The organism is Flagellimonas yonaguniensis (genome assembly GCF_029193885.1).
GTDB lineage: Bacteria > Bacteroidota > Bacteroidia > Flavobacteriales > Flavobacteriaceae > Flagellimonas > Flagellimonas yonaguniensis.
The window spans coordinates 355911-379057 of record NZ_JARFVB010000003.1; the positions used below are offsets into that span (position 1 = coordinate 355911).

Genomic DNA, 23147 nt, shown 5'->3' on the forward strand with positions numbered 1-23147 from the left:
TATGAAAAATGAAAACACCATTTAAAAACATCCAACAGGTTTTACGGCTGAACCGATTTGTGGCCCTGGCCTTGATTATCATGACAGGGTTGGTCTGTATCTTCTCGGTCACTCTGGTCGTCAAGATACACAAGGAGAGCATGGACAAAGCCTTTATAGTAAGTTCATCTGGAGCCGTCATCCCCCTTCAACTGGCCTCTCAACGGGAAAATCTGGAAGTCGAGGCTCTGGCCCACTTGGAACAGTTCCACAACTGGTTCTATGGCGTGGAGGCCAACAGCTATGAAAAAAACATGGAAAAGGCCCTATGGTTGGGCAATGCTTCCGTGGATGCCGTATACCGGCAAAAAAAGGCCGATGGCTTCTATAACCGATTGTTGCAATATTCCTTGGTTCAACAGGTGGAACGCATCGATTCCCAAATTGATATGACCCAGGAACCCTATGCCTTCCAGACCCGGACCGTGATCCGCATCAACCGAGGCGTTGTTACCGACACCTATGAATTGATCACTACGGGCAAGCTCATTCCAGTGGCCCGAAATTTTCCCCACAACCCCCATGGGTTGTTGATCACTGATTTTTTTGAAAACTCCCTCCGTAAAATAGAAGACTATGAAACCACAGAAGAATAAGATTGTATTTGTATTGGTCCTGATAGGGGTAGTCCTTTTTATCGTGGCCTACTCCATCTTCACCCTTGGGAAGGACAAGAAAACCGAACTGAAACCAGACCGCATTCCGACGCCCGATCTGGAGGAAAACCAAAAAGTGTATGAATCCAAGATGGAGGCCCTGGATGCCCTCAAGGAGGAGCGCGAGACCACCGCTCCCCAAGTCTATCCCGATCATATGGTCGATGACAAGGGCTATTTCAATCCAGATTATATGGAATATGAGAAGCATCGTATCATTGATAGTGTCTACAGTACGGGCAATTTGGCCCCACATCGAGAACCCGTTCAACCTTTGAAAGAAACCCTACCAAGCGAACCGAAAACCGAACCAACACAAAACAAAGAACCCCTATCAGCCAATCCCATAACCATATCCGAACTAGCTTTGGAACAGCAACTGTTCTTTGCCTCCCAACCCAAGGCTCCGGAAGGTAAAACCAATCCCGGCATTCTAGTGGAAGTGGATGGCAAACAGGTTTTACGAAAAAACAGCCGCATCCGGTTGCGCTTGGTGGAACCTACCCTAATCAACGGCCATCACTTACCCAAATACACGACTTTGTTCGGCACCGTGCGTTTCCGGCCCAATCGGACCATCCTGAACATCACCCAAATTGACCATGTTCCCCTGCAATGGGAAGCCTTTGACCTCCAGGATGGCCTTGCCGGCCTCTACCTGGAAAACTCCCTACGGGAGGAAGCCTCCCGAGAGGTCATGGACGATATGGTTCAGGATATCAACATTGCCGGTCTGCCCCAAATCAGGGGTCTTAAGAGCGTATTCCAACGTAGCCAACGCAAGCAGAAAGTGACCGTTTTGGATGGTCACCGCCTGCGTCTAAAACCAAAACAGTAACATAAAAAGCAAAACCATGAAAAATCATATCCTTTTCCCCATCATCTCATGTCTCCTTTTCTCTATCCAAGCCCCAGGTCAAACCTTGGACACCATCTATGCCAATGACCATCAGGTGGTGTCCCTTTCCTTTTCTAATCCCATCCAAACGGGCATGACCGGTTCCCCTAGCTTTGCCTTCAATTTCAATAGGGAACAAGCGGACAACTTGGGATTGCTGCAGGCAGAAAAAGATCAAGAAAGCAATCTATTGGTACGGACCACCACAGGGGACCTCTATTCCTTTAACCTCGCCTATCGGGAACACCTTCCCCAATTGCATTATTTCATAAACCCCGACCAACGCTTGGCAAACCCTTTTCAGCATTCTTCCAATGGTCCTTCAGCACAAGATTGCATACAGAAAACCGCTTCTACCAAAGAAGAACACTTTACACTTTTCTGTACCCAATTGCTGCACAAAAAATCATCCGCCCGCCACAGCAAACATCAAAAAGGAATAAGGGTCAAACTCATGGACCAAGTGTACCATAATGACCATGTCTTTATGGTCTTTGAATTGAAGAACCGTTCCACTATTCCCTATGCGCTTGGACAGTTTCAATTATCCAAGGTATTGGGTACCCCAAAACGTAAGGCCTCCTATCAAGAATTGCCGATCACTCCCCTATTCGAATTTAAAATGCCAAATCAAATCGGTCCAAGTAGTTCAGTTCGTTTTGTGGTGGTCTATCCCAAGTTCACCTTGAATGCAGAGCAACGCCTACAAGTAAAGGTATTGGAGGCCCAAGGTAGCCGAAATCTTATCCTCAAGTTGCGTTGATTGTTTTCCAATTAAGGTCCCATTAAGTCAAAAAGGCCATCTTATTCAAATGATTAATGATGGCCTCACTCCTAGTCACCTTACTTATAAAATCCATATAGGTGAACACAGACCCCTTGAGCAGCCTATAGATTTTTTCTTTACTATATACAAAGGATTTCATTAAAAATGATTTATAAAGAGATATTCAAAAATGTCCAGTTTATTTATTAAAAAACTGGACATAACAAATAAAGCCTATAACCTTATTTGTTTTTTTAGGGCCACTACCAAAGTTCATTTCCCGAACAGGGCCCTGATTTCCGCATGGATGCGATAAAAGTTCCCTTCCAAGTCAATGTTTTTGGGAGCTTCCGGCAACTCCTTTTGGAGCTGTGGCCTTTTGAACTGCACCTTTTTTTCCTTCCCATCAGCAAAGGCGATAAACTCCCCTTGTTGCAACCGAAAAAACACATCGGCCCGTATTTTGCTCACTTCCCGCTCCCCTGTGGTCACCCGGGTATCAAAATTGATGGTATGACTACGATTGATGCTGGTCGTTGGCTTTTTCACCAATTCAAAAAAGCGCTCGTAATACTTGGCCGTCTCCGGGTCGTTCACTTTTCCAAAGAACTGGTAGGAAAGGTTGCTCAGGATCGCGCGGCTGGCTTTGTCCCCATAGAGGATATCGTTCTGTACCTTGTCCTGCATCACATATACCGTGGCGATATCATAACTCCGCAAGGTAGCAGGGATGCGGTGCATGTTCAATAGCCGTAAGGTCGGGGCCTCCTCCATCAGGAGAAAAGAAGGTTGGGTATTCCTTACCGCCATCTGTTTGGTCAGGGTATGGATGATGGTGGCAATAGCAGGGCTATATGCCGTTTCATATTTGGGGTTATTGACCACGGACACAATAACGGGTTTCTTTTGCTCTTTGATATCGAGGGGCACCTCATCTGCGGAAAGCACATAAAAATTCCGTTGGGTAGAGATTTTCTTTAGGGCATTGGAGAGCGTACTGCGCACCCCGGCGGTCTGGCGTTCCGACTTGATGCCATTGACAAAGGCATCGGCCATGGCCTTAGCCGTATGGTTGCCTCGGAGAAAGGCTTCCAAGCTTTCCATGTCCAGATATTGGTAAAGGGCCATCAGATGGGGCAGGGTACAATAGTCAGGATAGTCCGATTTCAGTTTCCAGATCATCCCGCCCAACAATCCCTCCACGGCATCGGTAAAAAACTTTCCGCTGCCCGTGGCACCGGATTCCTTCTGTTCCAAAAGGTTTTCCACCAATACGCGGGAGAGTTCGTTGACACTTTCTTCGGAATCCATATACCGTGGAGCAATGGGATTGACCCGGTAATGGATGGGATCGAAACCGACGGGGTAAAAGTCCACCTTTTTAGCATCAATCAAGGGATAGGCGATTTCGGTAAGCTCAAAATCCTTGTAATCATGGATGACCCCTGAAAATCCATTTTGGACAAAATGGTTCAACAGGGGTGCGACCACACTTTCCGTTTTACCACTACCTGCGGCCCCTATGATGGAGATGCCCCTACGGATGTTCTGCAAAACGAGTTTCCCCTTTTGCAAGGGTATATTCACCAGAAAAGGAGTGGGTTTGATGGGAAGTTCTTCCGGCGTTACAAAGACGTAACCTACCACATTGATCAAAAGCAGTGGACAGACCAATCCCAGAATCAACGGCGGTCCAGGGAATCCTGCAAAAACATAAAGCCATATGCCCAAGCAGACCATGAACAGCAAACCGATTCCCAAGGCAAACCGTATCCAGCGATAAAGTGCAAGTGAGAGCAAAGCCCCCACAACTGTGATTGCAATAAGTATGTTCCATTCTCCTTCCATAAGTAATGTATTTAGATACCAATAGATCCTGATTTAAGGGCCACCTCCACACCCCGCTTCAGGGCCTTGATGGTCTTTAAGGCTAGCTGTACTTTATTTGTAGGAATCTGTGGGAGATGGACACCTGACTTGCCCAACAACTTTAGGGCGAGGGCCTTTTCATTGGCGGGCAGGCCCAAGATAGTGCTATAATACAGTTTTGGGTTCTGGACCATTAGTTTACGGGACGGGTAGTGTTCCACAAAATTCCGTTGGTATTCAAACTTTGCATCAAATACCTTTTCCGCTTGCGTAAAAAACCGGTCCCGGTCAAAACCCCGTTTGACCATCTTTCCGTGGAGCATCACTTCTGAGGACCGGTATTTGCTCCCTGGGGAAAGGCTGACCGAATTACTGGCATCCCTTCGGCTGACAATAAGGTGCACATGGGTCTGGTGGCCCGGTTTGGGCATCCCTTGAACAATACGTTTGCCGTCCAGTTGGTGCGGAGCGGACTGTTCCAACCCGAAAATTTGTTCTTTGATCTGTTCTAGATTACCTGCTTCCTCCCCACGGGATATCCTGCGTCTCTGGTGTTGGAGCTCCAAGATCTTTGAGGCCATGGGCTGGTTTTCCCGGACTTCTCGATCCGTTCCCTTGAAGTAGCGCTGGTGTTCCACCTTGGCGAAATATTTGATGTCATCAACGTTCGGTGGTCGTCCATGGATTTCCCGATGGAAGGATTGGGCATAGACCTTCATCAGTTCCCGGGTATAGGCCTTCAGGTCCTTGGAATGGTCCTTCAATTGCCTCAGTTCCGCCTGGCTTGGACTGACGGTGATGGCATAGAACTTGGGCTCGTGCTTGCTGAGTTTTTTGGTATTGCCATCGATTTCCGAGATGACCTGTTCCGCAGTGATCTTATCCCCGTGCTTATTGAAAAAGTGTTCCTGTTCAGAAAGGGAAAGGGATTCGTTTTCCTTTTCCAGATAGGCCACATAATCGGCAGCACTTTGGCTGAAATTACCCTTTGTTTGCTGTGGGGTGATGGTGATATACATAGGGGTTCATTTTTTAGGTTCTTGGTGTTTTTGTGCCTCCTTCTTCTTCATCCAGTTCTGCAGTTCGGATTCCAGGGTCTTGGCCGTTTGCTTGCGTTCCGTCAACAGGGGCTTATTTTCGGAGGGGTCCTCTCCTTCAAAGAGGGCATGCATCATGGCCGCGGTGGGTTTGGTCTGGTTCTTTTCGATGTCCTTGATCACGGCCATTACTGCATTGATCCGTTTTTTGATCAGGCTCTCCAAGGTATGGATATGGGGTCCCAGGGATTCTATTGGGGAAATCCCATTGGCCTCGAAAAAGTCCAACATCAACAACAAGGTCATCGATTGGGAAGCTCCCATCTGTTTACTGAATTTCTTGAATTTTTGGGCAATCGACGTTTTGATGCTCAAGCTTTCAAACCGTTCCTTTTCGTATCCTTTATCCATTTTTCCGTGAAAAATTTGCCGGTTTTAGGGGGCTGGCGGCGTTTTTCCGTGAAAAATGCACAGCAACTCCCCAAAATTCATTTTCAATAATCATATAATCATCTATATATCAACGTTTTGATAAAAACCACAAACCTGTAACATGGCGACAGCCTGTTACCCTCTTGCTTCTCCTTTGTCCCGCGATGCGGGACCAAAAACTCGAACAACTTGGCCAAGGCCAGTTGCCTGTTCTGTGAAAGTCAAATCGATGGGTACGGACTTTAGGAAAGTCAAATCAAAAAGGCTTGCCGTACCAAAAAGGCCATGCCCTTCTCTTAAATATAGCAATAATGAGGGTTTTATAAAAACGTAAAACCGTGACGATCACAGGCAATTGTGCAGCTATTTTAGGGATGGCCGCCCATCGTGAAATCAAAACGTCAGCAACGTACGGATTGAACATAAAAAAAGACCCTCTTTCGAGCGTCTTTCTTACTGTTGTTCTGAAAGAAGTCATCAGGTTTTAGATTGTTCCTTGGTATATTCAAAACGAATGATCCAAAGGTTGACGACCATATGAAAGGTCTTTTCTGCTGTAGCCCTCGTTTCGGTCTGGTGCCCTTTGCGTTTTTGGGCCGGAATCTCCAGTGATTTTTTAATACGGGTTTCCATATGTATGGTTTTAATTTTTATTGGATTCAAATCCGTTACTCTCCCTAAAGAATTCCGTTATCGGCAAAACTGTAGTATCGTCCATCGGGGGCCAAGATGATATGGTCCAAGACCTTGACATCAAAAAGCTGTGCAGCCTTGATGATCTTTCGGGTCAATTGCCTATCAGGTTCACTTGCCTTAAGTTGCCCAGAGGGATGGTTGTGGACCAGGATGATTCCCACCGAAAGGGTCTTTAGGATGATAGCAAAAAGAATGCGCATATCTACCAAGGTACCTGTGATACCCCCATGGGATAATGGATAAATGCCCTTGACCTTATTGGACTGGTTGAGCAACACGATTTTAAATGTTTCATGTAGACCTATTGTTTTGTTGTCCCAATTTTGGAACAATAGGTTCGCCACCTCGTTGGAGTTCGTTACGGAAAGGGATTTCAGGGTACTGAGTTTTTCCCTATAACTGATCTGTATTTCGTTGACACGGTGTTCCATTTCAATTGTTTTAAAGATGAAAAAAGTAAGGGATGTCCAAAAAGTTGGACACCCCCTATCCATTTTACTCGGTGGTATTGTTATCACCACCGCCCAAAAGCAGAATCTCACTTGCCACCACTTCGGTCACATACTTTTTATTGCCCTCTTTGTCCTCATAGGAACGGGAGGTCAATTTCCCTTCGATGGCAACTTCCTTGCCCTTGGTCACAAAACCTTCGATGATGTCGGCCAGTTTTCCCCATGCGATGATGGTGTGCCATTCGGTATTGGTCACCCGTTCCCCTTCGGAGTTCTTGTAATGTTCATTGGTGGCCATGGTGAACCGTGCCACACGTTTGCCTTTTTCAAGGTCTGTAATGGTAGGGTCTTGCCCCACATTTCCGATAAGTTGCACTTTGTTTCTCAATGTACTCATGATAAAAAGTTTTAAAGGCCTGCCGTCTTCCTTTATTGGACAGATCAGCAAACAGGGTTAAAAATTTCCCCTCTATTTTTTTGGTCATTGTTTCCCAAATTTTAAGGGGCGTTTGTTTGCTTCTTACGTGCGTAGCACAATAAAAGAAGGGGGTTCTGTCAAGGCTTTTGGCCGGAAATCGGGAGGCTCCGCGACGTAGCAAAATCCTGGGATTTTCAAGGAAGTGGAAACCCTATTTATGGACAAAACCTGTCTTGGCCTTGACAGGTTCGATGAGGGCCCTAGGAATTCCATCTGACCCATTGGCAAGGGAGCGTACGGGAAGTTAAGCGACTGCGGGCGATGGTGTCCTGATAGGAAGTCCTTGGGCCCTGCCCTGTTTTTCGATGCCCCGAAAAACAACAAGGGCTTCTTTTATTATAGACCCCTTAAAATTTGATGGGCGGACTGACGGATTTGCGGCCTTTCCCGGCAAAGCCCCAAGAAGGGTTTGCAAAGGAAGGACGCACCAAAAATCCGTTTGGACGACTTCCGTATTGGCCAAATGCCGATACCTCAACTATTGCGATGGTAATAGGCCAATAATCCTGGAACTTGGTTTCTTTCTAATCTTTCCCGAACAGCTCACCTTGATCGTTAGGGGAAGGTCCACTCAATTTGGGCGTTGAAGCTTTCATGTTGTCCTTTAAGGCCTTTCGTCGCTTCTCATAGATCCACAACCTTAACCCTTTCAACAGGCCCATCTCATATTCAGAAAGTTGTTTGGGTGCCACTTCCTCCATGGCCTCAATTTGTCCATCTTTCTTAAAGGTCATTGCATACTGGAGCCCGCACCATGTGTATATGTTCACCCATTCACTGGGCATGGGGGATTCGAAGGTCCTGGGCATCATATAGGCCACAACCTCGGTCAAGGAGGCCATGTGTTCCCCACGCATCCGGGTCAACATCCGGGCCATGATGATATTGTCTAAAAGGTCTTTGGGCACAGCATCCTGCCATTGGGATGGACACACAATGATGGGACTTTGCAATAGGTCCATAAAGTCAAGGACAAAATCGGATTTGGCCTTTTTGAGGGACTTGGGGCTTAGGTTTGGATTCGGTGTTTTCGTTGGCTCCTGTTCAAAGCCAAAATCCAGTTGCACTACGTTTTGTTTTTCCATGATCTGCGTTTTAAATTGAACAATAATGGCAGACCGCCAAACGCAAGGGAAAATTTTGGAGTGGGAAGGAAACGGAATAAAAAGTGACATCGGCAACGACTTTATGCCGTCCCTTGTCCGAGAAATATTTTCCGGGTTTATCTTTGGGCAGTATTGATCGGAATAGGTTCTACACCCTATTATTTGGCCATCAGTGCACCCGTACCTACCTGCCTTGGGTCAGGTTTCAAGGGCTGTTTGAGGGTCGAGACTACCTCCAGACTGTAGTGCCCGAACTCCTCGGTCACCGTTCCGTGGCACAGATAGATACCCTTTCCATGAATGGGTGTGGATGCCATCGTTTGTGGAAAGTGTACACAATCAAAAAAATGACCTTCCAGATCGAGCATGGTGGTAAAGCGCATGGTGTCCCCTTTGGATGTGGTGTTCAAACGGGTATGGACCATGGAGCCATAGATCCAGATTTTTTGGTTGACATGGGCCTCAAAATCACTGGCGGTCAACCTACTCTTCACCTTGCCGTCCATGAGCTCATAATACCCGCAAAGCGGAAAGCCCAAGAGTTCCATTTGATCATAGGCATCCTCAACAGGGTGGGAAGGTAAATTTGGCAATGTAAAATGCCTGTGGTTGGGTTTAAACAGCAGTTTCTGGACCGTATCCTTTCGATGGGCCTTGGTCTTGAACACGGCCTGCCATAGCACTTGCTTCTTGGGTACCCCAAAGACACGAAAGGCATCGATCCGCACCAAGATGGTCAACTGTTCTATGGCAATGGGGACACGATCAATGAAATCATCAAAATCCTTGAACTTGCCATGAAGCTGCCTTTCGTTCAAAATGCGTTGGATGACCAAACGCTCCAGACTCCGAAGCTGCCCCAGTCCCAAATAGATATGCTTCCCATAAATGGCATTGACATGATCACTGCGGTTGATGCATGGTGGATGGATAATGCCTCCCCACATCTTAGCCTCATGGACATAGAGCTCTGTATCGTAGAACCCTCCCCCATTGTTGAGCACGGCCACCATAAACTCCAAGGGGAAGTAGCATTTCAGATAAAGGCTCTGGTAGCTTTCCACGGCATAGGAAGCGGAATGTCCCTTGGCAAAGGCATAACCAGCAAAACTCTCGATCTGTTCCCAGACCATTTGGGTCAGGGCGGCATCGTGCCCCCTTTGCTTGCAGTTTTCAAAAAACTTGAGCTTCACTGCCTGGAATTCCTCCCGGGAGCGGAACTTTCCGCTCATCCCCCGTCTCAAGACATCGGCTTCCCCAAGGTCCAATCCTGCGAAGAGGTGGGCCACTTTCAGCACATCCTCTTGATAGACCATGATCCCATGCGTCTCGGGCATGATCTCCAAAAGGATGGGATTGGCCTCCTTGCGGCGTTCCGGTTCCCGCTCCCTTCGGATGTACTCATCCTTCATCCCAGATGAAGATACTCCTGGACGGATCACGGAACTGGCCGCCACCAACCCCAAGTAGTCATGGGTCCGCAGTTTCTTCATCAGCCCCCGCATGGCCGGGGACTCCACATAATAGGCCCCTATGGCCCTCCCCTGGCTCAACAGCCGGTTGATGTTGGTATCCTGCTTCATTGCCTCTACACTCTTGATGTCCCAAAGCACGGCATCGGGTTGATTGCTCTTAATGACCTCTACTGCCTCCTTGATCTTGGCCAATCCCCGTTGTCCCAAAATATCGAACTTGAACAGGCCCACATCCTCGGCAATGATCATGTCAAACTGCACCGTCGGGAATCCTTTGGGCGGCAGGGTCGTGGCCGAATAGTAGTGCTCGGAACGGTCCAAGATCAAGATCCCCGAGGAATGCACACTGATGTAGTTGGGCATCCCATGGATATAGGTGGCGTATTTCAGCACCAATCGGGCCAGTTCGTCCAAGGCTCCCTGTTCATACCGACCCGAACTGAGCTTATCGATTTCCTCGGTGGGCAGCCCGAACACCTTGCCCAGTTCCCGAACAGCGGCCCGGTACTTAAAGGTGTTGTAGGTGCCCAAGAGGGCCACATGCTCGAAACGTTCAAAAATATAGGCCGTGACATCGTCCCGGTCCCAGGTGGAAAAATCAATGTCAAAATCAGGGGGCGAGGCCCGAAAGGGATTGATGAACCGTTCGAAATACAGGTCCAGTTCAATGGGATCCACATCGGTGATTCCGATCAGATAGGCCACCAGGCTGTTGGCCCCGCTCCCTCTGCCTACATAGGGATAACCCTTGGACTTGGCATAGGAGACAATGTCATGGTTGATCAAAAAGTAGGACACAAAATCCAGTTCTTGGATGGTACGCAACTCCCGGAACATACGTTCCTTGACTTTTTCCGTGGGATGGGCATAACGACGAGGCAGCCCTTCCAGGGCCAGTTCCCTCAACCGTTCCACATCCAATGCTCTGGACGGCAAAAAACGGGACTGGTTTTGGGAAACCCGTTCACTTCCAAACCCAAAGGCAATGGAACAGGAGTCCATCAACCGCTGGGTATTCTCCCAGATATGTGGGAAATCAACCAAAGCCCTTTTCAGTTCCACCATGGGCCGAAGGGTATCGGTGGGTCTGGCCTCCTCGGACTGGGGCAGTTTGCTCAATAGTGTGTTCAAGCCTATGGCCCTAAGCAAGCGATGGGTATTGAAATCCTTTTTGTTACGAAAGCTCACGGGCTGTAACAACACCAATCTATCGGTATAATCCCGATACCGGGAGAACCGCAATTTCCGTAGTTCGTCCACCGAGACCCCTATGTATTCATAGGCCCGGAAATCCGTCCGTTCCTCTTCCTGGATCTTCTCAAAGGGATAGATCACATGGACATGTTCAAAGATCGGTGCCACTGCTGGAATAGGTGTCCCTTTGTGCAGGTGCTGGGAAAGAAAGGCATTGATTTCCCGAAACCCCTCATTGTTTTGGGCCAAGCCCACGAACTCCTGCAGGTTCCCATTCCGAAAATCGATGCCCAAAATCGGGCGTATGCCCAACTCTTTGGCCAAGCGCACAAAGTTCATCCCTGCCGAACTGTTGTTGATATCGGTCAGGGCCAAGGTTTCCACCCCATGGGAACGGGCCAGATCCAAAAGTTCCGTTTCGGAGAGGACCCCGTAGTTCAAGGAGTAATATGTATGGCAGTTCAAGTACATTATTGCTGTCTATGGGCCAATAGGATGGGCGGTTGTCCGTCAAAGGGATTACCTCCCCTTCCTATACTGTGAGCGCCCAAGGCCGAGGCCCGCATCAGACTGGACTCCCCAAAACGGCTGCGCACCCGGTCCATGGCCTGGTAGAGGTTCAATAGTTTTTCATCATCGGCAAAGAGGTCGATCTGATAGTGCCCCCCTACGATATGGCTGTAGTTGACCCCCACAAGTCGAATCAGCATCCTTCGGTCATAAAGGGAGGTAAAGAGTTCCTTCACTAAGGGTACCAACACGTGGTCCGCAGAAGTATAGGGAACCCGTTTCTGCTTGGTATAGGTCTTAAAGTCACTATATCGAATCTTTACACTCACACAGCCCGTCATCTTGTTTGCCCTTCGGAGTTGATAGGCCAGGTTCTCCGCCATGGCGAACAAGGTGGTCTCCAATTTGACCATATCGGTGGTATCCTTTCCATAGGTCCGTTCCGTGGATATCGACTTCCGCTCATGGAAAGGGACCAATGGGGAATTGTCCAATCCCTGGGCCCGCATCCAGATGGTCCGTCCATGCTTTCCAAAGCCACTTTCCAGTAGTTCCAAGGGCAGTTCCTGTACGGTCTTTATCGTGGACACCCCCATATTGGACAGGAGCCCATAGGTCTTCTCCCCCACCGAGGGCAGTTTACGGATATGCAGTGGCGCTAGGAACTCCTTTTCCAATCCAAGGTCGATCTTCATTTGGTTGTTGGGCTTGGCTTCCCCTGTGGCCACTTTGGAGACCACCTTGTTCTGGGACAGCCCAAAGGAAATGGGCAATCCTGTCTCCTTCAGGATGCGTTGTCGCATTTCCGAGGCATACTTATAACAGCCAAAAAAGCGGTCCATACCCGATAAATCCGCATAGAACTCGTCCACACTGGCCTTTTCAAAGACCGGGACACTTTCCTTGATGATCTCCGTTACATGGTCCGAGAACTTCATATAGGTCCCCGCATTGCCCTTGATGACCGTGGCCTCGGGACACAACCGCCGCGCCACTTTCATGGACATCCCGGAATGCACCCCAAAACGACGGGTCTCATAGCTGCAGGCCGCCACGACCCCTCTGTCCCCCAACCCTCCGACCAGTAGGGGCCGCTTCATCAGACGGCTGTCCAGTAGCCGCTCACAGGAGACGAAGAAGGTATCCAGATCGAGATGGAGAATGGTGGGCTTCATAAGATGTATTGGATTTATTCCTATTTTTTGGAAAATATCCAAATGTAAGCAAAGCGATAAACTGTTTCAAAATTTTAACAATTATGATTATCTTATTGCTATAAAAAAGCAACCTCAAGATGTGCTACTCGACCAGACAGACCCGCGAGCGGAAGGAACTGGAGAAATTGCTCTCCGTCAAGGCCATGTACGGCGATCTCGACACCGACCTGGAACTCATTTACTTCCATGCCAACGGTTGGAGCCACCCGGTCATGTGGACCTTGGGCCAAGAGGAGCCGGACAATCTCCTCCCTGCCATGTGGGGCATCATGCCATCAAGGGAGAAACAGGAGGGTTACAAGGAATATTTCAAGAATCCAAGGACCTTTGGTGGCCTCAATGCCAAGTCCGAAAAAATCTTCGATCATTTCATTTATCGATATACTTGGGAGCACCAACGCTGCATCATACCCGTGGACGGTTTCTTCGAACCCCACAACACCAAGGTAAAGGTCAAGGGCAAGGATTTCAAAGTGCCTTTCTACTTCAACAGAAAGAATGGGGATCCCATTTACCTAGCGGGTATTTACACCAACACTTCCGACGGACGCAGAACCTTTGCCGTATTGACCAAGGAGGCCACTCCCATGTTCGCCGATATCCACAATGAAAAGAAACGACGTCCGGTCATCATCGATGATGAAAACCTGGATGCTTGGCTACATAACGGCAACAACGAATCAGATGTTCAAGATCTCATCGATGACGATCTTTGGGAAGGGGAGCTGGAAGCTTATCCCGTAACCAAGGATCTGTACAGTAGGAGAGTGGATTCCAATTATCCCGGTATCATCGACAAAGTGGACTACGAAGAGGTATCGATTTCCTATGGGCAATAAAAAAGGGAGTCTGTTTCCAGACCTCTAGTTTATCCAAATTAATCTTTAATGGCCACGTAAATGTTTTTGTTCTCTGCCATTCAACCTTGGTTTGGTGATCTTGGATTTTTGAAACTCTCCCAAGGTCAAAAAACCCCTTTCATTTTTTTCATTCTGATTTTAAATCTTTGAAAAGGGATACTTTTGTTTGCGGTCATTCTGACCATTATTCTCAAGCGTTGGATGTGTTTCATGACCCTTGTTCGAAAACCTTCCATGATGGTATATCGGATATGGTTTTTGCGATTAGGCCTTGAACTCCACAATAGATTGATGATTGAGCTGTGACAATCAATAATCGTAGCATTTGTAATGCTTCTCCAAATAGGCCATGGATAGTTAATGACTGAGGGGCTTTACCTAGGTTATGGCCGGCATGGAGGTTGTGATGTTCAAATAGCACCGTTATGGTCACTTGATCTTCTATGCTTCTAGTGCACCCCACAATCCTCGATCTCTTTCGGTCCAAACCCTCGATTGGGAAGGCATAGTACAGGCCCATTTAAACACTTATGAATCAGTTCTGTACAAACAACCCTTGAACCCCCTTCTTTAATTGAATTTCATAAATAGTACAGTCCGTGACAAAATTTTATTGTTGGAGTTTCCGAATAAAGTTCTTCCAAATAGTTTTTTACCTTTTTGATTTTTCCCTCTTTCTCCACGGTCAAGACTTCATTTTTATTGTTCGAGGAGATGGTCATAGATCCCTTTGGGAAAATCAACCTAAACTACCGCGTAGAACATTATCTGTACCTGAATCCTTCAAAAACTGACCATTGGATAGCTTAGCCAAGTCATTTAAAAGAATAAATACAAAAAAAAACATTTGGTATCAATGAAATCCCTAATAGCCGGAAACCCTTATAAATAAAAAAAGGCTCCAGGGAAAATTACGCTTTTAAATACTAACAAGCGCAATCAGGTTCTATTTACAGGTATTTTTATTTTAACAACGGTTCCCTTGCCTTCTTCCGATTGAATATTTAGCGATCCTTTCATGCTCCGCACCATTTCATTGACAAGTTGAAGCCCCATACCATATCCTTCTTCATTATTTGTACCACGCTCACTCACAACACTTTTCCCCATGAATTCTTGTAACTTTTCTTTGCGGATCCCCCTTCCATTATCCTTCACTTCTATCAGTAGGGATACGTTACCTTCTGTATCCATTATATCAAGGTTTACGGCTATTTTCCCTTTTGGGGCGGTAAACTTGATGGCATTGGCGATAATGTTCCCCGATATGGGAAGAAGTTTTCTTCGTGGGAAACTGTGATGGTTTTTTTCTTTGTTGAAAACCACTCCAAAATCAATCTTTTTGTTCAAGGCAGGTAAGGCATAAAGGTCCTCCAAATGCTTTTTGAATTCTGAGAGGGTAAAATAATTTTCTTTAAGCTGCTCTTTGCGCCTTTCCAGGATATCATCGGTCAACTCCAGTAGCTTGGAAGCAGAGCTTTTTATCATTCCCATGTACAAATCGAACTCACTATGTTCGAGTGATTCATTTTCGGCACTTAATGCAAGACCAAGAATACCACCTACCGGACCTCTAACGTCATGGGCCATTTGGTTACGTTGGACGATAGCCCTGTCCAACTGATCTTGCAGTGAGTCCAATTTCATTTTGCTCTCCAGCCTCTTTACGATTTCGTCCGCAACAAGCCGCAACAATTTTTTCTTTTCCTCGGATATGTTCTTATCCTGATGGTCGATTACACAAAGAGCACCAATGCTCTCCCCCGTCTCCACCATGAGCGGGATTCCCAAGTAATATTTGAATCCATCATCCTTAACATAGGGTTTATCCATGAATCGAGCGTCTTTGTCAAGACGGTGGATTTCCATTGGACTTTCAGATTGTATGGTATATTGGCAAATGGAATCTTCACGATCCATCTCGAACAATTTGTGGCAATAAGATGATACGGTCCATTGCGAATGGCTATCAATCAAATTGATAAGCGATATCCTAGTGCCCGCAATATGGGCTGCCAATTCGACCAAGCCTTGGAACTCGTTTTGAAGATTTCCATAATCGAGGTCAAACTCGCTCAGTTTTTTGATTCGTGCATATTCGACATTGTTTCTCTTAATCTCGTCCATTAGCTCAATCTTTGGTTCAGAATGAAAAAATAAGGTTGGTTTGATAAAACCCTTACAAAGCAAACTTGAATTGCTATTAACTATCCAAATATGGATTCGACGTCTTTGATTGACAACGGCTTTTTAACATAGCCCCTGACAAATTTGAGCCCATCCGCCTTTTTGATGTCAGTTTCGTCCGTGGAAGAGGAAACAATATGTATGGAAATGTTATCGCCTTTAATGGTTTGTATTCCCCCAAGGGCTTCGATGAATTCCCATCCATTCATCCTAGGCATATTTATATCCAATAAAATATGATAGAAAGTTTCCCCTGTATAGTTTTCACAAAGAAAGTCCAACGCTTCCCTGCCGTCGGCGCATGACTTAATGGTAAGGTCAGGATCCACCTTTTCTATCAATTTTGTTGAGACCCAGTTAAAGATAGGGTCGTCATCGATCAACAGTCCCAATTTATTCATCATTTAATGTTTTAATATCCATTGAACGTGTCTCAGCGACAATGTCCTGGATAATTTTGTCCAGTTCCTCCCCGGACACTTTGACCTGTTCGAGCAAAAAAGGCACATCTTCAGAATCACAGAGTTCCAAATCCAAAAGGTTGACAACCCCCAAAAGACGCGATAAAGGCGCCCGGACCACGTGTGACTGGGTCCATGCAATATCCCGTAGTTTCTTGTTCTGGGTTTCTATTGTGCTTACATATTCCTGTTTATCAGTAATGTCGCTTGCTAGGACCAACCGCACCGTTCTACCCTCATATTCAATATCGTTGCTGTAGACCTCCACACAAATGGTCTCATTTGATTTCAATGCATGAAAAAACATTCCGGCATAGCTGTCCCGTTTCTTTTGTTGTCGTTCTTTTAGACTTTTTTCAAGAAACTTCATATGATCTTTTGGTCTGATGTCCTTTATGGTCATCGCCTTGAACTCATCCAAGGTGTAGCCATATTTTGCTATGGCAGCATTGTTGACGTTCAAAAAATATAATGTTTGTGGGTCATATATCCACATCGGTTGTGGGCTGAAATCGAAAAGATCCTGATAGATCTTTTTGCTCTTGTTGAGTTCGGCATAGGAGTGTTCCAATTCCTTATTGGTCATGGAGGTTTCCAATGCAGTGGAAAGGTTGCTCGTTATGGTCTTTAGGAAGGAAATATCATCGTCGCTCCACTCTCTTTCAATATGGCAGTCGTCAAATCCAATGAAACCCCAAAATGATCTGTTTATAAAAATGGGAAGCACGATAATGGATTTGATGCCCTGTTCAAGAAAAAGCCCTTTGGTCTCGGTATCCTCCATCTCCCTGACGATCGCCACAAATTGCTTTTGATCCCTCAATGCCTCTATAATGTCCTGGATATTGGAAAAAGGAATGTTCTGGAACTTCGGATGATTTATTTTGGAAGGCACTCCCTTACCATTCCACTCCAACCGTTGGTTAGTTTCCTTCTCCCCTGTTTTTTCATTGAAGGAGTTTTGGTAATAGTAAACCCGATCGGCTTTTATACATTGTCCAACCTTACCGAACGCCTTTTCGATTACACTGAACCAATCATCATAATTGAGCAGTTCTTTGTTCATTTCTGCAATGATGTCCAGTTGTTCTGTCTTGTGAAGGATTTTTTCGTTGGCTTTCTTTTTCTGCGTAATGTCCCTGAAAAAAACACTGATTCCTTCTTCAGAGGGATATGCATTGACCTCTAGCCAAATGCCATAAAAGTCCTCAAAAGAGATGGGCTCTCGGGTCTTGAGTACCTTGTTGTAGTTGGTGTAGGAGGGCAGGTCCACCGCATCGGGGAACACCTCCCAAAGGTTTTTGCCGATGAGGTCTTCCCTCTTCACTCCGAGCAGACGTTCAGCAGTCTTGTTCCAATAGGTTACCGTGAAATCCTCTTTCATGGCGAAGAAAGCGTCCCCAATACTTTCCAGAATCATATTCTTTTCCCGATAGGCCGATTCAAGGGCTTCAGAGGCTCTTTTTCGCTCGTCTATATTTTTGAAATAGACCGAAACCCCACCATTGGAAGGATAGGTGTTGATCTCATACCAAGATCCATTTCCAGGATATAGGTACTCAAAACTTTCTGCATTACCCTTCTTGGCGACCCTTCTATACACCGTTTCCAGTTCAGTGCCCAAGGCAGGGGAAAACAATTCCCAAATGTTTTTTCCCAGCACCTCATCTCGTTTCTTCCCAAGTAAATTTTCGGCCTCCTTGTTGAAAAATGTAACGTTCCAGTCCTTGTCCACGGCATAGAACGCATCCGAAATACTGCCCAGTATTTCCTGAAGCTGCAATTGCGTGGTTTTCATCGAATGGATATCTTGGATACTCCCATATATTTTTGTGCACACACCATTGGCACGTTCACTTTTTCCGATGATCCTCACCCATTTTTCCTTTCCCGAACTGGTATTCAACAATACCTCTTTGTCATATTCCGTGCCCTTTTCAATGAGCTCCTTTACCCCTTTTTCCACTATGGGCCTGCTTTCAGGAGTGTAAAATTCCAACCCCCCGCTCAATGAGGCATCATAATTCTCGCCCACCTCCAATATATTTCGGACCATGGACGACCAATACATGGTATCGCTACCAGACCCTGAAATCATATTCATTTCCCAACTGCCAATCTTGGAGAGCTCCGATGTTTCCTCCAACAGCCTGGTCAACTTGACCTTGTCCGTGATGTCAAATACCATCGAGTTGAATAGAATGGTACCGTCGGACAACTTATAAGGTGTTCCATAGCCCTCGTGCCAACGAACAGAACCATTGGGAAGGACATACCGCCAACGACTGTGCCACTGTCTGAGTGTATCAAGTGACGTTTGGATATCCTGCATCAACTTTTCATAATCCCCTCCCTTTTTGATCTGGTTCCAAATCAAGTGGGAGTTTTCTTGACACTGTTCAGGGGTAAGGCTGTATATTTCAAAGGCTTTTTGACTAACGGAACTCATTTTGTCGGTCCCATCCGGATAAAGGTAATATTGGAAGGTAACACCGGGAAGGTCATTGGATAGGGCCAAAAGGCGATGTTCTGCTTCTTTTAGTTGGGTAATATCCTGAAAACTCCCATATAGGCGGATACAATTACCGTTGACCGTTTCGGCCTGTCCCATGGCCTTGACCCATTTTTCATTGCCCTTGGCGGAGATAAAAGCGGCCTCATATTCAAAAGCCCCTCCTTTTTCCTGTGCCTCACTTACAATATTTCTTACCCTTTCCTTATAATCTTGCCTGTAGAAATTGAGGGCATGTTCCAATTCCGGCTTATAACTATCAGGATCGGTCTCATAGATTTGGTGCACCCCGTCCGACCATGTCAACCTTTCATTGATCATGTCTATTTCCCAACCCCCTATTTTGGCCAATCGCGAAGCATCGGTTATCACTTCCTGCAATTTTTTGGTTTTGGTAATGTCCTTTGCGGTGGCATAGACCATACTCTCTTCCATGGCTATTTTGCAATGCCAACTGAGCCAAATAAGATTGCCTGTTTTGGTAATGTAACGGTTTTCAATTTCGAAGGTTTCTTGTCCTCCCTTTATCTTTTGAATCAGGTTATCCGAAATTTCCCTGTCCTCATCAAGAATGAACCTTAAGAATGAATGGCCCACGATTTCAGCTTCATTATACCCCAACATATCACATCCCGCCTTGTTGATTTTTAGGAAATTCCCCTTGAGATCCAATAAGCAAATAAGGTCTGGAAGGGTCTCGAACAAGTATGTCAAGTCTTCCTCCAAACGTTTTCGATTGATTTCCGACCCCAAAAAGCCCTCCAATTTGGACAGAACCGGATAATGTGCCTTAAACTGTCTTTCACTCTCTTGGGTCCCAACGGCCAAGGTTCCAACAATCTTTCCCTGATGCTTTAAAGGAATGCCCAATACCGACTTTACTCCCGATTTTTTCGCAGCCTTTTTTCTGATAAAAAGGTTATTCTTGTCAATGTTGCCCCAAAGCGCCGATTGTTCAGTTTTCCATACCGTACCGGGAAGCCCAGCACCTGGGAATACTTGCCTGAAATCCTTGGAGTGTTCGTAAAACTTTTCCCCGGCTCCATCTTTACCGAACATGGCTGCTAACCGAAGACTGTTCTTGTGGGTACTGGGCAGCCAAACCTCACAAAAAGTGAAGTCACCATGAACAGTGACCAGTTTGCATACCTGCTCCAGTGAACTGACAAGACCTATCTTTTCCTTGAATGAGGTACTGATCTTGGTCAGGAAATCCTTTTCGAGTTGAGCATTGATCTTTGATGAAACATCCCTCTGAATAGCGATATAATGAGAAACCACACCTTTGATATCCTTTACGGGCGAGGCCGCGATGTTGATCCAATAGGGCATCCCATTTTTTCGGTAATTGGTAATGAGCACCTCACAGGGCTCCCCTTTGGACAAGGTTTTGTAGAACCGCTCCAATTCCTCTTTATCGGTCTTTGGCCCTCTTAGAATATCTGGGGTTTTGCCTATGACCTCTTCAGGCTTATATCCCGTCATTTGGGTAAATGACCGGTTCACATACACAATTTTTGGGCCTTTTCCCTCCAAAAGACCCGCATCGGTGATCATAACGGCATCATTGGCATGGGTCACCACACTTTCCAACAATTTCAACTGATGTTCTTCCTTTCTTTGTTCGGAAATGTCCTGAACGGTACCCTCAAATGAGATGGGATCTCCTTCGATATTCCTATTCAATCTTCCCTGTTCACGGACCCATCTGATCCCGCCATCGGGCAGAAAAATGCGATGCACAAAATCCATTTCCGCCTGTCCTGACAGCGCGGCCTCCTGTTCCAGTTCAAAAAGTTCCCTGTCATCGGGGTGTATGCTATCGTAAAAGGCATCAAAGGTTACCTGGAACTCGTCTTTGGGCCTTCCCCAAATTTCATAGACCTTGTCTGTCCAGCTCAATGAACCTGAATGGATATCATATTTCCAATACCCCAGTTTGGCAATATCCGAAGCGGTTTCCAATCTTTTTTCAGACTGCTGCAATGCCACGTATTGTTGTTCCTTATAGGTAACATCCTGACATACGGCCAAGATACATTTTCTGTTCTGAAAATTCACTTTACGCCCTATTATCTCCACCCGGATCTGTTCTCCATTTTTTTTCTTGTGGGTAAATGTTCCAAAAGGGATACCCTCTTTTTCCGGGTTGATATTTTCAGGGCAGGCCCCAATATCCGGAACCTCGTTCCTGGTTGCAAGATCATTTAGGGAAAGGGAAAGAAACTCTTCCCGACTGTATCCATAAAGATGTATCGCTGCATTGTTTACTTCCAGAATTTCAAAGGTCTCCATGTCATGGATCCAGTTGGGTAGGGGATTGTGGTAAAAGAGATTACCGTATTCGTTCATCATTGGGTCTATTGGGCGTAACAAGTATTGAAAGATCAATGGATATGGACAATAATTAATTTTTTTTGCAATCCAAAAATTAGTCCAATACCACGTGTAGGTTTTTTCATTCAAATATATGTCGAATAACCGTCATATAACATCATAACGACAAATTTCGCAATTTATGCATCATCCTTTCAAAATCCTTGTTCATGACCTTTATTATCCAGGAGAATTATAGGTAGTAGATGAACCCAAGACCATACAGCTAGTCAATACAGTCCATAAAAATTCCGGACCCCCTTCTGATTTCAATGAATGGGTTTCGGGTTGGGGGCCTTCGATTTCATGAGATCCCAAATTGATGCATTCTCAATGGCATCTGCACTGTGACCTGTGCCTATCCCCAAAGTGTATGCTCCACATGGTGCAAAAGATGGCATAGTGTACCACTCAAATCGGGGAAAAATGAGCATAGCGGAACCATCGACAAGCGATAGAAAGACAGTATGTCTTCCCAAAACACAAGATGCTTCAAACCATCCGTTTTAAGTGTTTCCCAGTAGCCTTCCTTTACTTCATGCGTAAGGCTGAAAATCCGGGCTTATCCATATGGGAACCCTTGTCCGTGAACCAAGCTTCTTTAAAATGGGTTCATGCAAAAAGGTTTCAAAAACGCTATGGGAGTATTTGGTGATTACGATCATATCCGATTCCAACGAATTGGTCTTCTCCAAAATATCCCAGGTTACGGATTTGGATAGGCTGACTTGATCAAATAACAGTTCCAAATCAGCAAAGCGCTTTTTCAGGATTTCCTTGTTCGTTTTTTGTTCTTCCGTTAAATGAAATTCCAGGGCCACATGGATGATGTGCATCGTTGATTTCCATTGCCCCAATAGTTCAAGAAGTGGTGTCAACACATATTTTGGGGTAAAGTGTGAAAATTCAGTGGGATATGACACCTTGTCCAATTTTTGAAAGTTATGGGATCCCGGAACCAAGAGCAGATGGCAATTTATGACCTGTCGCATAACCCTCAAGGCAGAATTGCCAGCAAAGACCGTTTTGGAACCTGTCTTCCCATGGGTCCCCAGGACAACAAGGTCCAAGTCATATTTTGGGACCAGCCTTTGGACCGTTTCAACCAAACCGCCTGCGATGAGCAAAGTGGAAAAAACATGTTTCGGGTTTTGGTGGTTCTTGAGCAGATATTCCTTTGTCCCATCCATTTGATCGATAAGGTCTTGGTGTTCCGGGGCAACGATCTCCATCCCGTCCTTACCATTGTTCACAATTTGCCAATTATCGGGTTCAAAGGTGTGCAGGATATGGAATTCACATTCCCATTTGGCGTAAAGCTTCACTGCCATGAACAGGGCATTCCAAGAATTATCTGAAAAATCGGTGAGCAAGAGAATCTGTTTCATGGTGTTATCCTAACTGATTTGATGGGTTCGGGAATGACCAGAAAAGGTACTTTCGAGTGGTAGCCAATAACATCCACTTTCTGTTTGACCAATAAGCGCTCCAAAAAGGAGTGCTTGCTGTTCATCATGGCCACCAGGTCTATCCGGTTTTCGCCTACATAATCATATACGGCACTTGTCACATTGGGTGTAGTACGTTGTACATACGTGACGTTCGGCACCTCCACGAACAACCTTTTGAGCTGTTCCCGGTTTATTGATTCATCTCCTGTCATGGCCCTATCCTGCAGGGCGTGCAATACATGAAGGTCGACACCGAACCGCTCCACCAGTTCCATCAATGGCGCCAGATCACGTTTGGTATACCTGGATTCGTACCCCGTTGGAAAGAGGACATGTCTGATATCGTGGTGTACGTCTTCAAACGAATTAGGACTGGCCCAGTCCAAAGTTAAGTCATAGTTTCAACTTTTGAATTTGGTGCTCTTTTCTTCTTTTGAGCATCGTTCTTCTCTTTATCAATTTACGGTTTTCCAAT

21 protein-coding genes are annotated in these 23147 nt (G+C 46.0%); 6 read left to right on the top strand and 15 right to left on the bottom strand.

Translation table 11 applies throughout. The features are described 5' to 3' along the window. The first annotated feature begins 8 nt into the window (after positions 1-8). The 3 genes from PY092_RS08005 to PY092_RS08015 are packed head-to-tail and all read left to right on the top strand — an operon-like array spanning position 9 to position 2356. A complete protein-coding gene (locus PY092_RS08005; RefSeq protein ID WP_275615322.1) occupies positions 9-635 on the top strand; it encodes a conjugal transfer protein TraK in 627 nt (208 codons plus the stop codon). Beyond that, the gene (gene traM, locus PY092_RS08010; RefSeq protein ID WP_275615323.1) at positions 616-1533 is read left to right on the top strand and encodes a conjugative transposon protein TraM; all 918 of its coding nucleotides are present in this window, start codon (positions 616-618) and stop codon (positions 1531-1533) included. Before PY092_RS08005 ends, traM begins: the two co-directional genes overlap by 20 nt. A 16-nt stretch (positions 1534-1549) precedes the next feature. Beyond that, positions 1550-2356, top strand: a complete 807-nt coding sequence (locus PY092_RS08015) for a DUF4138 domain-containing protein (protein ID WP_275615324.1) — start codon at positions 1550-1552, stop codon at positions 2354-2356. A gap of 276 nt (positions 2357-2632) precedes the next feature. Here the strand turns inward: PY092_RS08015 and PY092_RS08020 are convergent, their stop codons facing one another. The 7 genes from PY092_RS08020 to PY092_RS08050 form a co-directional block, all read right to left on the bottom strand. Beyond that, positions 2633-4207, bottom strand: coding sequence for a type IV secretory system conjugative DNA transfer family protein (locus PY092_RS08020; RefSeq protein ID WP_275615325.1), 1575 nt, complete (start codon positions 4205-4207; stop codon positions 2633-2635). Positions 4208-4218: 11 nt separating this feature from the next. Then, positions 4219-5247: a MobB family relaxase gene (gene mobB, locus PY092_RS08025; RefSeq protein ID WP_275615326.1), complete on the bottom strand. Its 1029-nt coding sequence runs from the start codon at positions 5245-5247 to the stop codon at positions 4219-4221. 6 nt (positions 5248-5253) lie between these two features. Beyond that, positions 5254-5676 carry a BfmA/BtgA family mobilization protein gene (locus PY092_RS08030; protein WP_275615327.1) on the bottom strand — a complete coding sequence of 141 codons (423 nt, stop codon included), beginning with the start codon at positions 5674-5676 and terminating at the stop codon, positions 5254-5256. A 156-nt stretch (positions 5677-5832) separates the two neighbouring features. Then, a complete protein-coding gene (locus tag PY092_RS08035; RefSeq protein ID WP_275615328.1) occupies positions 5833-6006 on the bottom strand; it encodes a hypothetical protein in 174 nt (57 codons plus the stop codon). Positions 6007-6174: 168 nt separating this feature from the next. Continuing rightward, positions 6175-6330, bottom strand: a complete 156-nt coding sequence (locus PY092_RS08040) for a hypothetical protein (protein ID WP_275615329.1) — start codon at positions 6328-6330, stop codon at positions 6175-6177. A gap of 44 nt (positions 6331-6374) precedes the next feature. Beyond that, the gene (locus PY092_RS08045) at positions 6375-6824 is read right to left on the bottom strand and encodes a JAB domain-containing protein (RefSeq protein WP_275615330.1); all 450 of its coding nucleotides are present in this window, start codon (positions 6822-6824) and stop codon (positions 6375-6377) included. A gap of 64 nt (positions 6825-6888) precedes the next feature. Then, positions 6889-7242: a single-stranded DNA-binding protein gene (locus PY092_RS08050; RefSeq protein WP_275615331.1), complete on the bottom strand. Its 354-nt coding sequence runs from the start codon at positions 7240-7242 to the stop codon at positions 6889-6891. 438 nt (positions 7243-7680) lie between these two features. Between PY092_RS08050 and PY092_RS08055 the strand changes: the two genes are divergently transcribed. Next, positions 7681-7827, top strand: coding sequence for a hypothetical protein (locus tag PY092_RS08055; RefSeq protein ID WP_275615332.1), 147 nt, complete (start codon positions 7681-7683; stop codon positions 7825-7827). Positions 7828-7847: 20 nt separating this feature from the next. Here the strand turns inward: PY092_RS08055 and PY092_RS08060 are convergent, their stop codons facing one another. After that, positions 7848-8408: a hypothetical protein gene (locus PY092_RS08060; RefSeq protein ID WP_275615333.1), complete on the bottom strand. Its 561-nt coding sequence runs from the start codon at positions 8406-8408 to the stop codon at positions 7848-7850. Between the two features lie 25 nt (positions 8409-8433). Between PY092_RS08060 and PY092_RS08065 the strand changes: the two genes are divergently transcribed. Next, on the top strand, positions 8434-8565 hold the full coding sequence (locus tag PY092_RS08065) for a hypothetical protein (protein ID WP_275615334.1): 132 nt from the start codon (positions 8434-8436) through the stop codon (positions 8563-8565). A 22-nt stretch (positions 8566-8587) separates the two neighbouring features. Here PY092_RS08065 and PY092_RS08070 read toward each other — a convergent pair whose 3' ends face one another. Both PY092_RS08070 and dinB read right to left on the bottom strand, forming a co-directional pair. Beyond that, the gene (locus PY092_RS08070; protein WP_275615335.1) at positions 8588-11569 is read right to left on the bottom strand and encodes a DNA polymerase III subunit alpha; all 2982 of its coding nucleotides are present in this window, start codon (positions 11567-11569) and stop codon (positions 8588-8590) included. Beyond that, positions 11569-12783 carry a DNA polymerase IV gene (gene dinB / locus PY092_RS08075; RefSeq protein ID WP_275615336.1) on the bottom strand — a complete coding sequence of 405 codons (1215 nt, stop codon included), beginning with the start codon at positions 12781-12783 and terminating at the stop codon, positions 11569-11571. The genes PY092_RS08070 and dinB overlap by 1 nt, the downstream gene beginning before the upstream one ends. A 119-nt stretch (positions 12784-12902) precedes the next feature. Between dinB and PY092_RS08080 the strand changes: the two genes are divergently transcribed. Continuing rightward, positions 12903-13664, top strand: a complete 762-nt coding sequence (locus PY092_RS08080) for an SOS response-associated peptidase (protein WP_275615337.1) — start codon at positions 12903-12905, stop codon at positions 13662-13664. Positions 13665-14624: 960 nt separating this feature from the next. Here the strand turns inward: PY092_RS08080 and PY092_RS08085 are convergent. From PY092_RS08085 to PY092_RS08105, 5 genes are all read right to left on the bottom strand, one after another. Then, positions 14625-15812: a GAF domain-containing sensor histidine kinase gene (locus tag PY092_RS08085; protein WP_275615338.1), complete on the bottom strand. Its 1188-nt coding sequence runs from the start codon at positions 15810-15812 to the stop codon at positions 14625-14627. 80 nt (positions 15813-15892) lie between these two features. Then, positions 15893-16276 (bottom strand): response regulator, encoded by a 384-nt coding sequence (locus PY092_RS08090; RefSeq protein ID WP_275615339.1) that lies wholly within the window; start codon positions 16274-16276, stop codon positions 15893-15895. Beyond that, positions 16266-21200, bottom strand: coding sequence for a PAS domain S-box protein (locus PY092_RS08095; RefSeq protein ID WP_275615340.1), 4935 nt, complete (start codon positions 21198-21200; stop codon positions 16266-16268). Before PY092_RS08095 ends, PY092_RS08090 begins: the two co-directional genes overlap by 11 nt. Before the next feature lie 557 nt (positions 21201-21757). Continuing rightward, positions 21758-22609 carry a universal stress protein gene (locus PY092_RS08100; RefSeq protein ID WP_275615341.1) on the bottom strand — a complete coding sequence of 284 codons (852 nt, stop codon included), beginning with the start codon at positions 22607-22609 and terminating at the stop codon, positions 21758-21760. After that, on the bottom strand, positions 22606-23058 hold the full coding sequence (locus PY092_RS08105) for a universal stress protein (protein ID WP_275615342.1): 453 nt from the start codon (positions 23056-23058) through the stop codon (positions 22606-22608). Before PY092_RS08105 ends, PY092_RS08100 begins: the two co-directional genes overlap by 4 nt. Positions 23059-23147 lie beyond the last annotated feature (89 nt).

Bases quoted from the DNA above. Each gene is read 5' to 3' on its own strand.
- PY092_RS08005 (WP_275615322.1), top strand. From the start codon at position 9: ATGAAAACACCATTTAAAAACATCCAACAGGTTTTACGGCTGAACCGA.
- traM (WP_275615323.1), top strand. From the start codon at position 616: ATGAAACCACAGAAGAATAAGATTGTATTTGTATTGGTCCTGATAGGG.
- PY092_RS08015 (WP_275615324.1), top strand. From the start codon at position 1,550: ATGAAAAATCATATCCTTTTCCCCATCATCTCATGTCTCCTTTTCTCT.
- PY092_RS08020 (WP_275615325.1), bottom strand. From the start codon at position 4,207: ATGGAAGGAGAATGGAACATACTTATTGCAATCACAGTTGTGGGGGCT.
- mobB (WP_275615326.1), bottom strand. From the start codon at position 5,247: ATGTATATCACCATCACCCCACAGCAAACAAAGGGTAATTTCAGCCAA.
- PY092_RS08030 (WP_275615327.1), bottom strand. From the start codon at position 5,676: ATGGATAAAGGATACGAAAAGGAACGGTTTGAAAGCTTGAGCATCAAA.
- PY092_RS08040 (WP_275615329.1), bottom strand. From the start codon at position 6,330: ATGGAAACCCGTATTAAAAAATCACTGGAGATTCCGGCCCAAAAACGC.
- PY092_RS08045 (WP_275615330.1), bottom strand. From the start codon at position 6,824: ATGGAACACCGTGTCAACGAAATACAGATCAGTTATAGGGAAAAACTC.
- PY092_RS08050 (WP_275615331.1), bottom strand. From the start codon at position 7,242: ATGAGTACATTGAGAAACAAAGTGCAACTTATCGGAAATGTGGGGCAA.
- PY092_RS08055 (WP_275615332.1), top strand. From the start codon at position 7,681: ATGGGCGGACTGACGGATTTGCGGCCTTTCCCGGCAAAGCCCCAAGAA.
- PY092_RS08060 (WP_275615333.1), bottom strand. From the start codon at position 8,408: ATGGAAAAACAAAACGTAGTGCAACTGGATTTTGGCTTTGAACAGGAG.
- PY092_RS08065 (WP_275615334.1), top strand. From the start codon at position 8,434: ATGGCAGACCGCCAAACGCAAGGGAAAATTTTGGAGTGGGAAGGAAAC.
- PY092_RS08070 (WP_275615335.1), bottom strand. From the start codon at position 11,569: ATGTACTTGAACTGCCATACATATTACTCCTTGAACTACGGGGTCCTC.
- dinB (WP_275615336.1), bottom strand. From the start codon at position 12,783: ATGAAGCCCACCATTCTCCATCTCGATCTGGATACCTTCTTCGTCTCC.
- PY092_RS08080 (WP_275615337.1), top strand. From the start codon at position 12,903: ATGTGCTACTCGACCAGACAGACCCGCGAGCGGAAGGAACTGGAGAAA.
- PY092_RS08085 (WP_275615338.1), bottom strand. From the start codon at position 15,812: ATGGACGAGATTAAGAGAAACAATGTCGAATATGCACGAATCAAAAAA.
- PY092_RS08090 (WP_275615339.1), bottom strand. From the start codon at position 16,276: ATGATGAATAAATTGGGACTGTTGATCGATGACGACCCTATCTTTAAC.
- PY092_RS08095 (WP_275615340.1), bottom strand. From the start codon at position 21,200: ATGATGAACGAATACGGTAATCTCTTTTACCACAATCCCCTACCCAAC.
- PY092_RS08100 (WP_275615341.1), bottom strand. From the start codon at position 22,609: ATGAAACAGATTCTCTTGCTCACCGATTTTTCAGATAATTCTTGGAAT.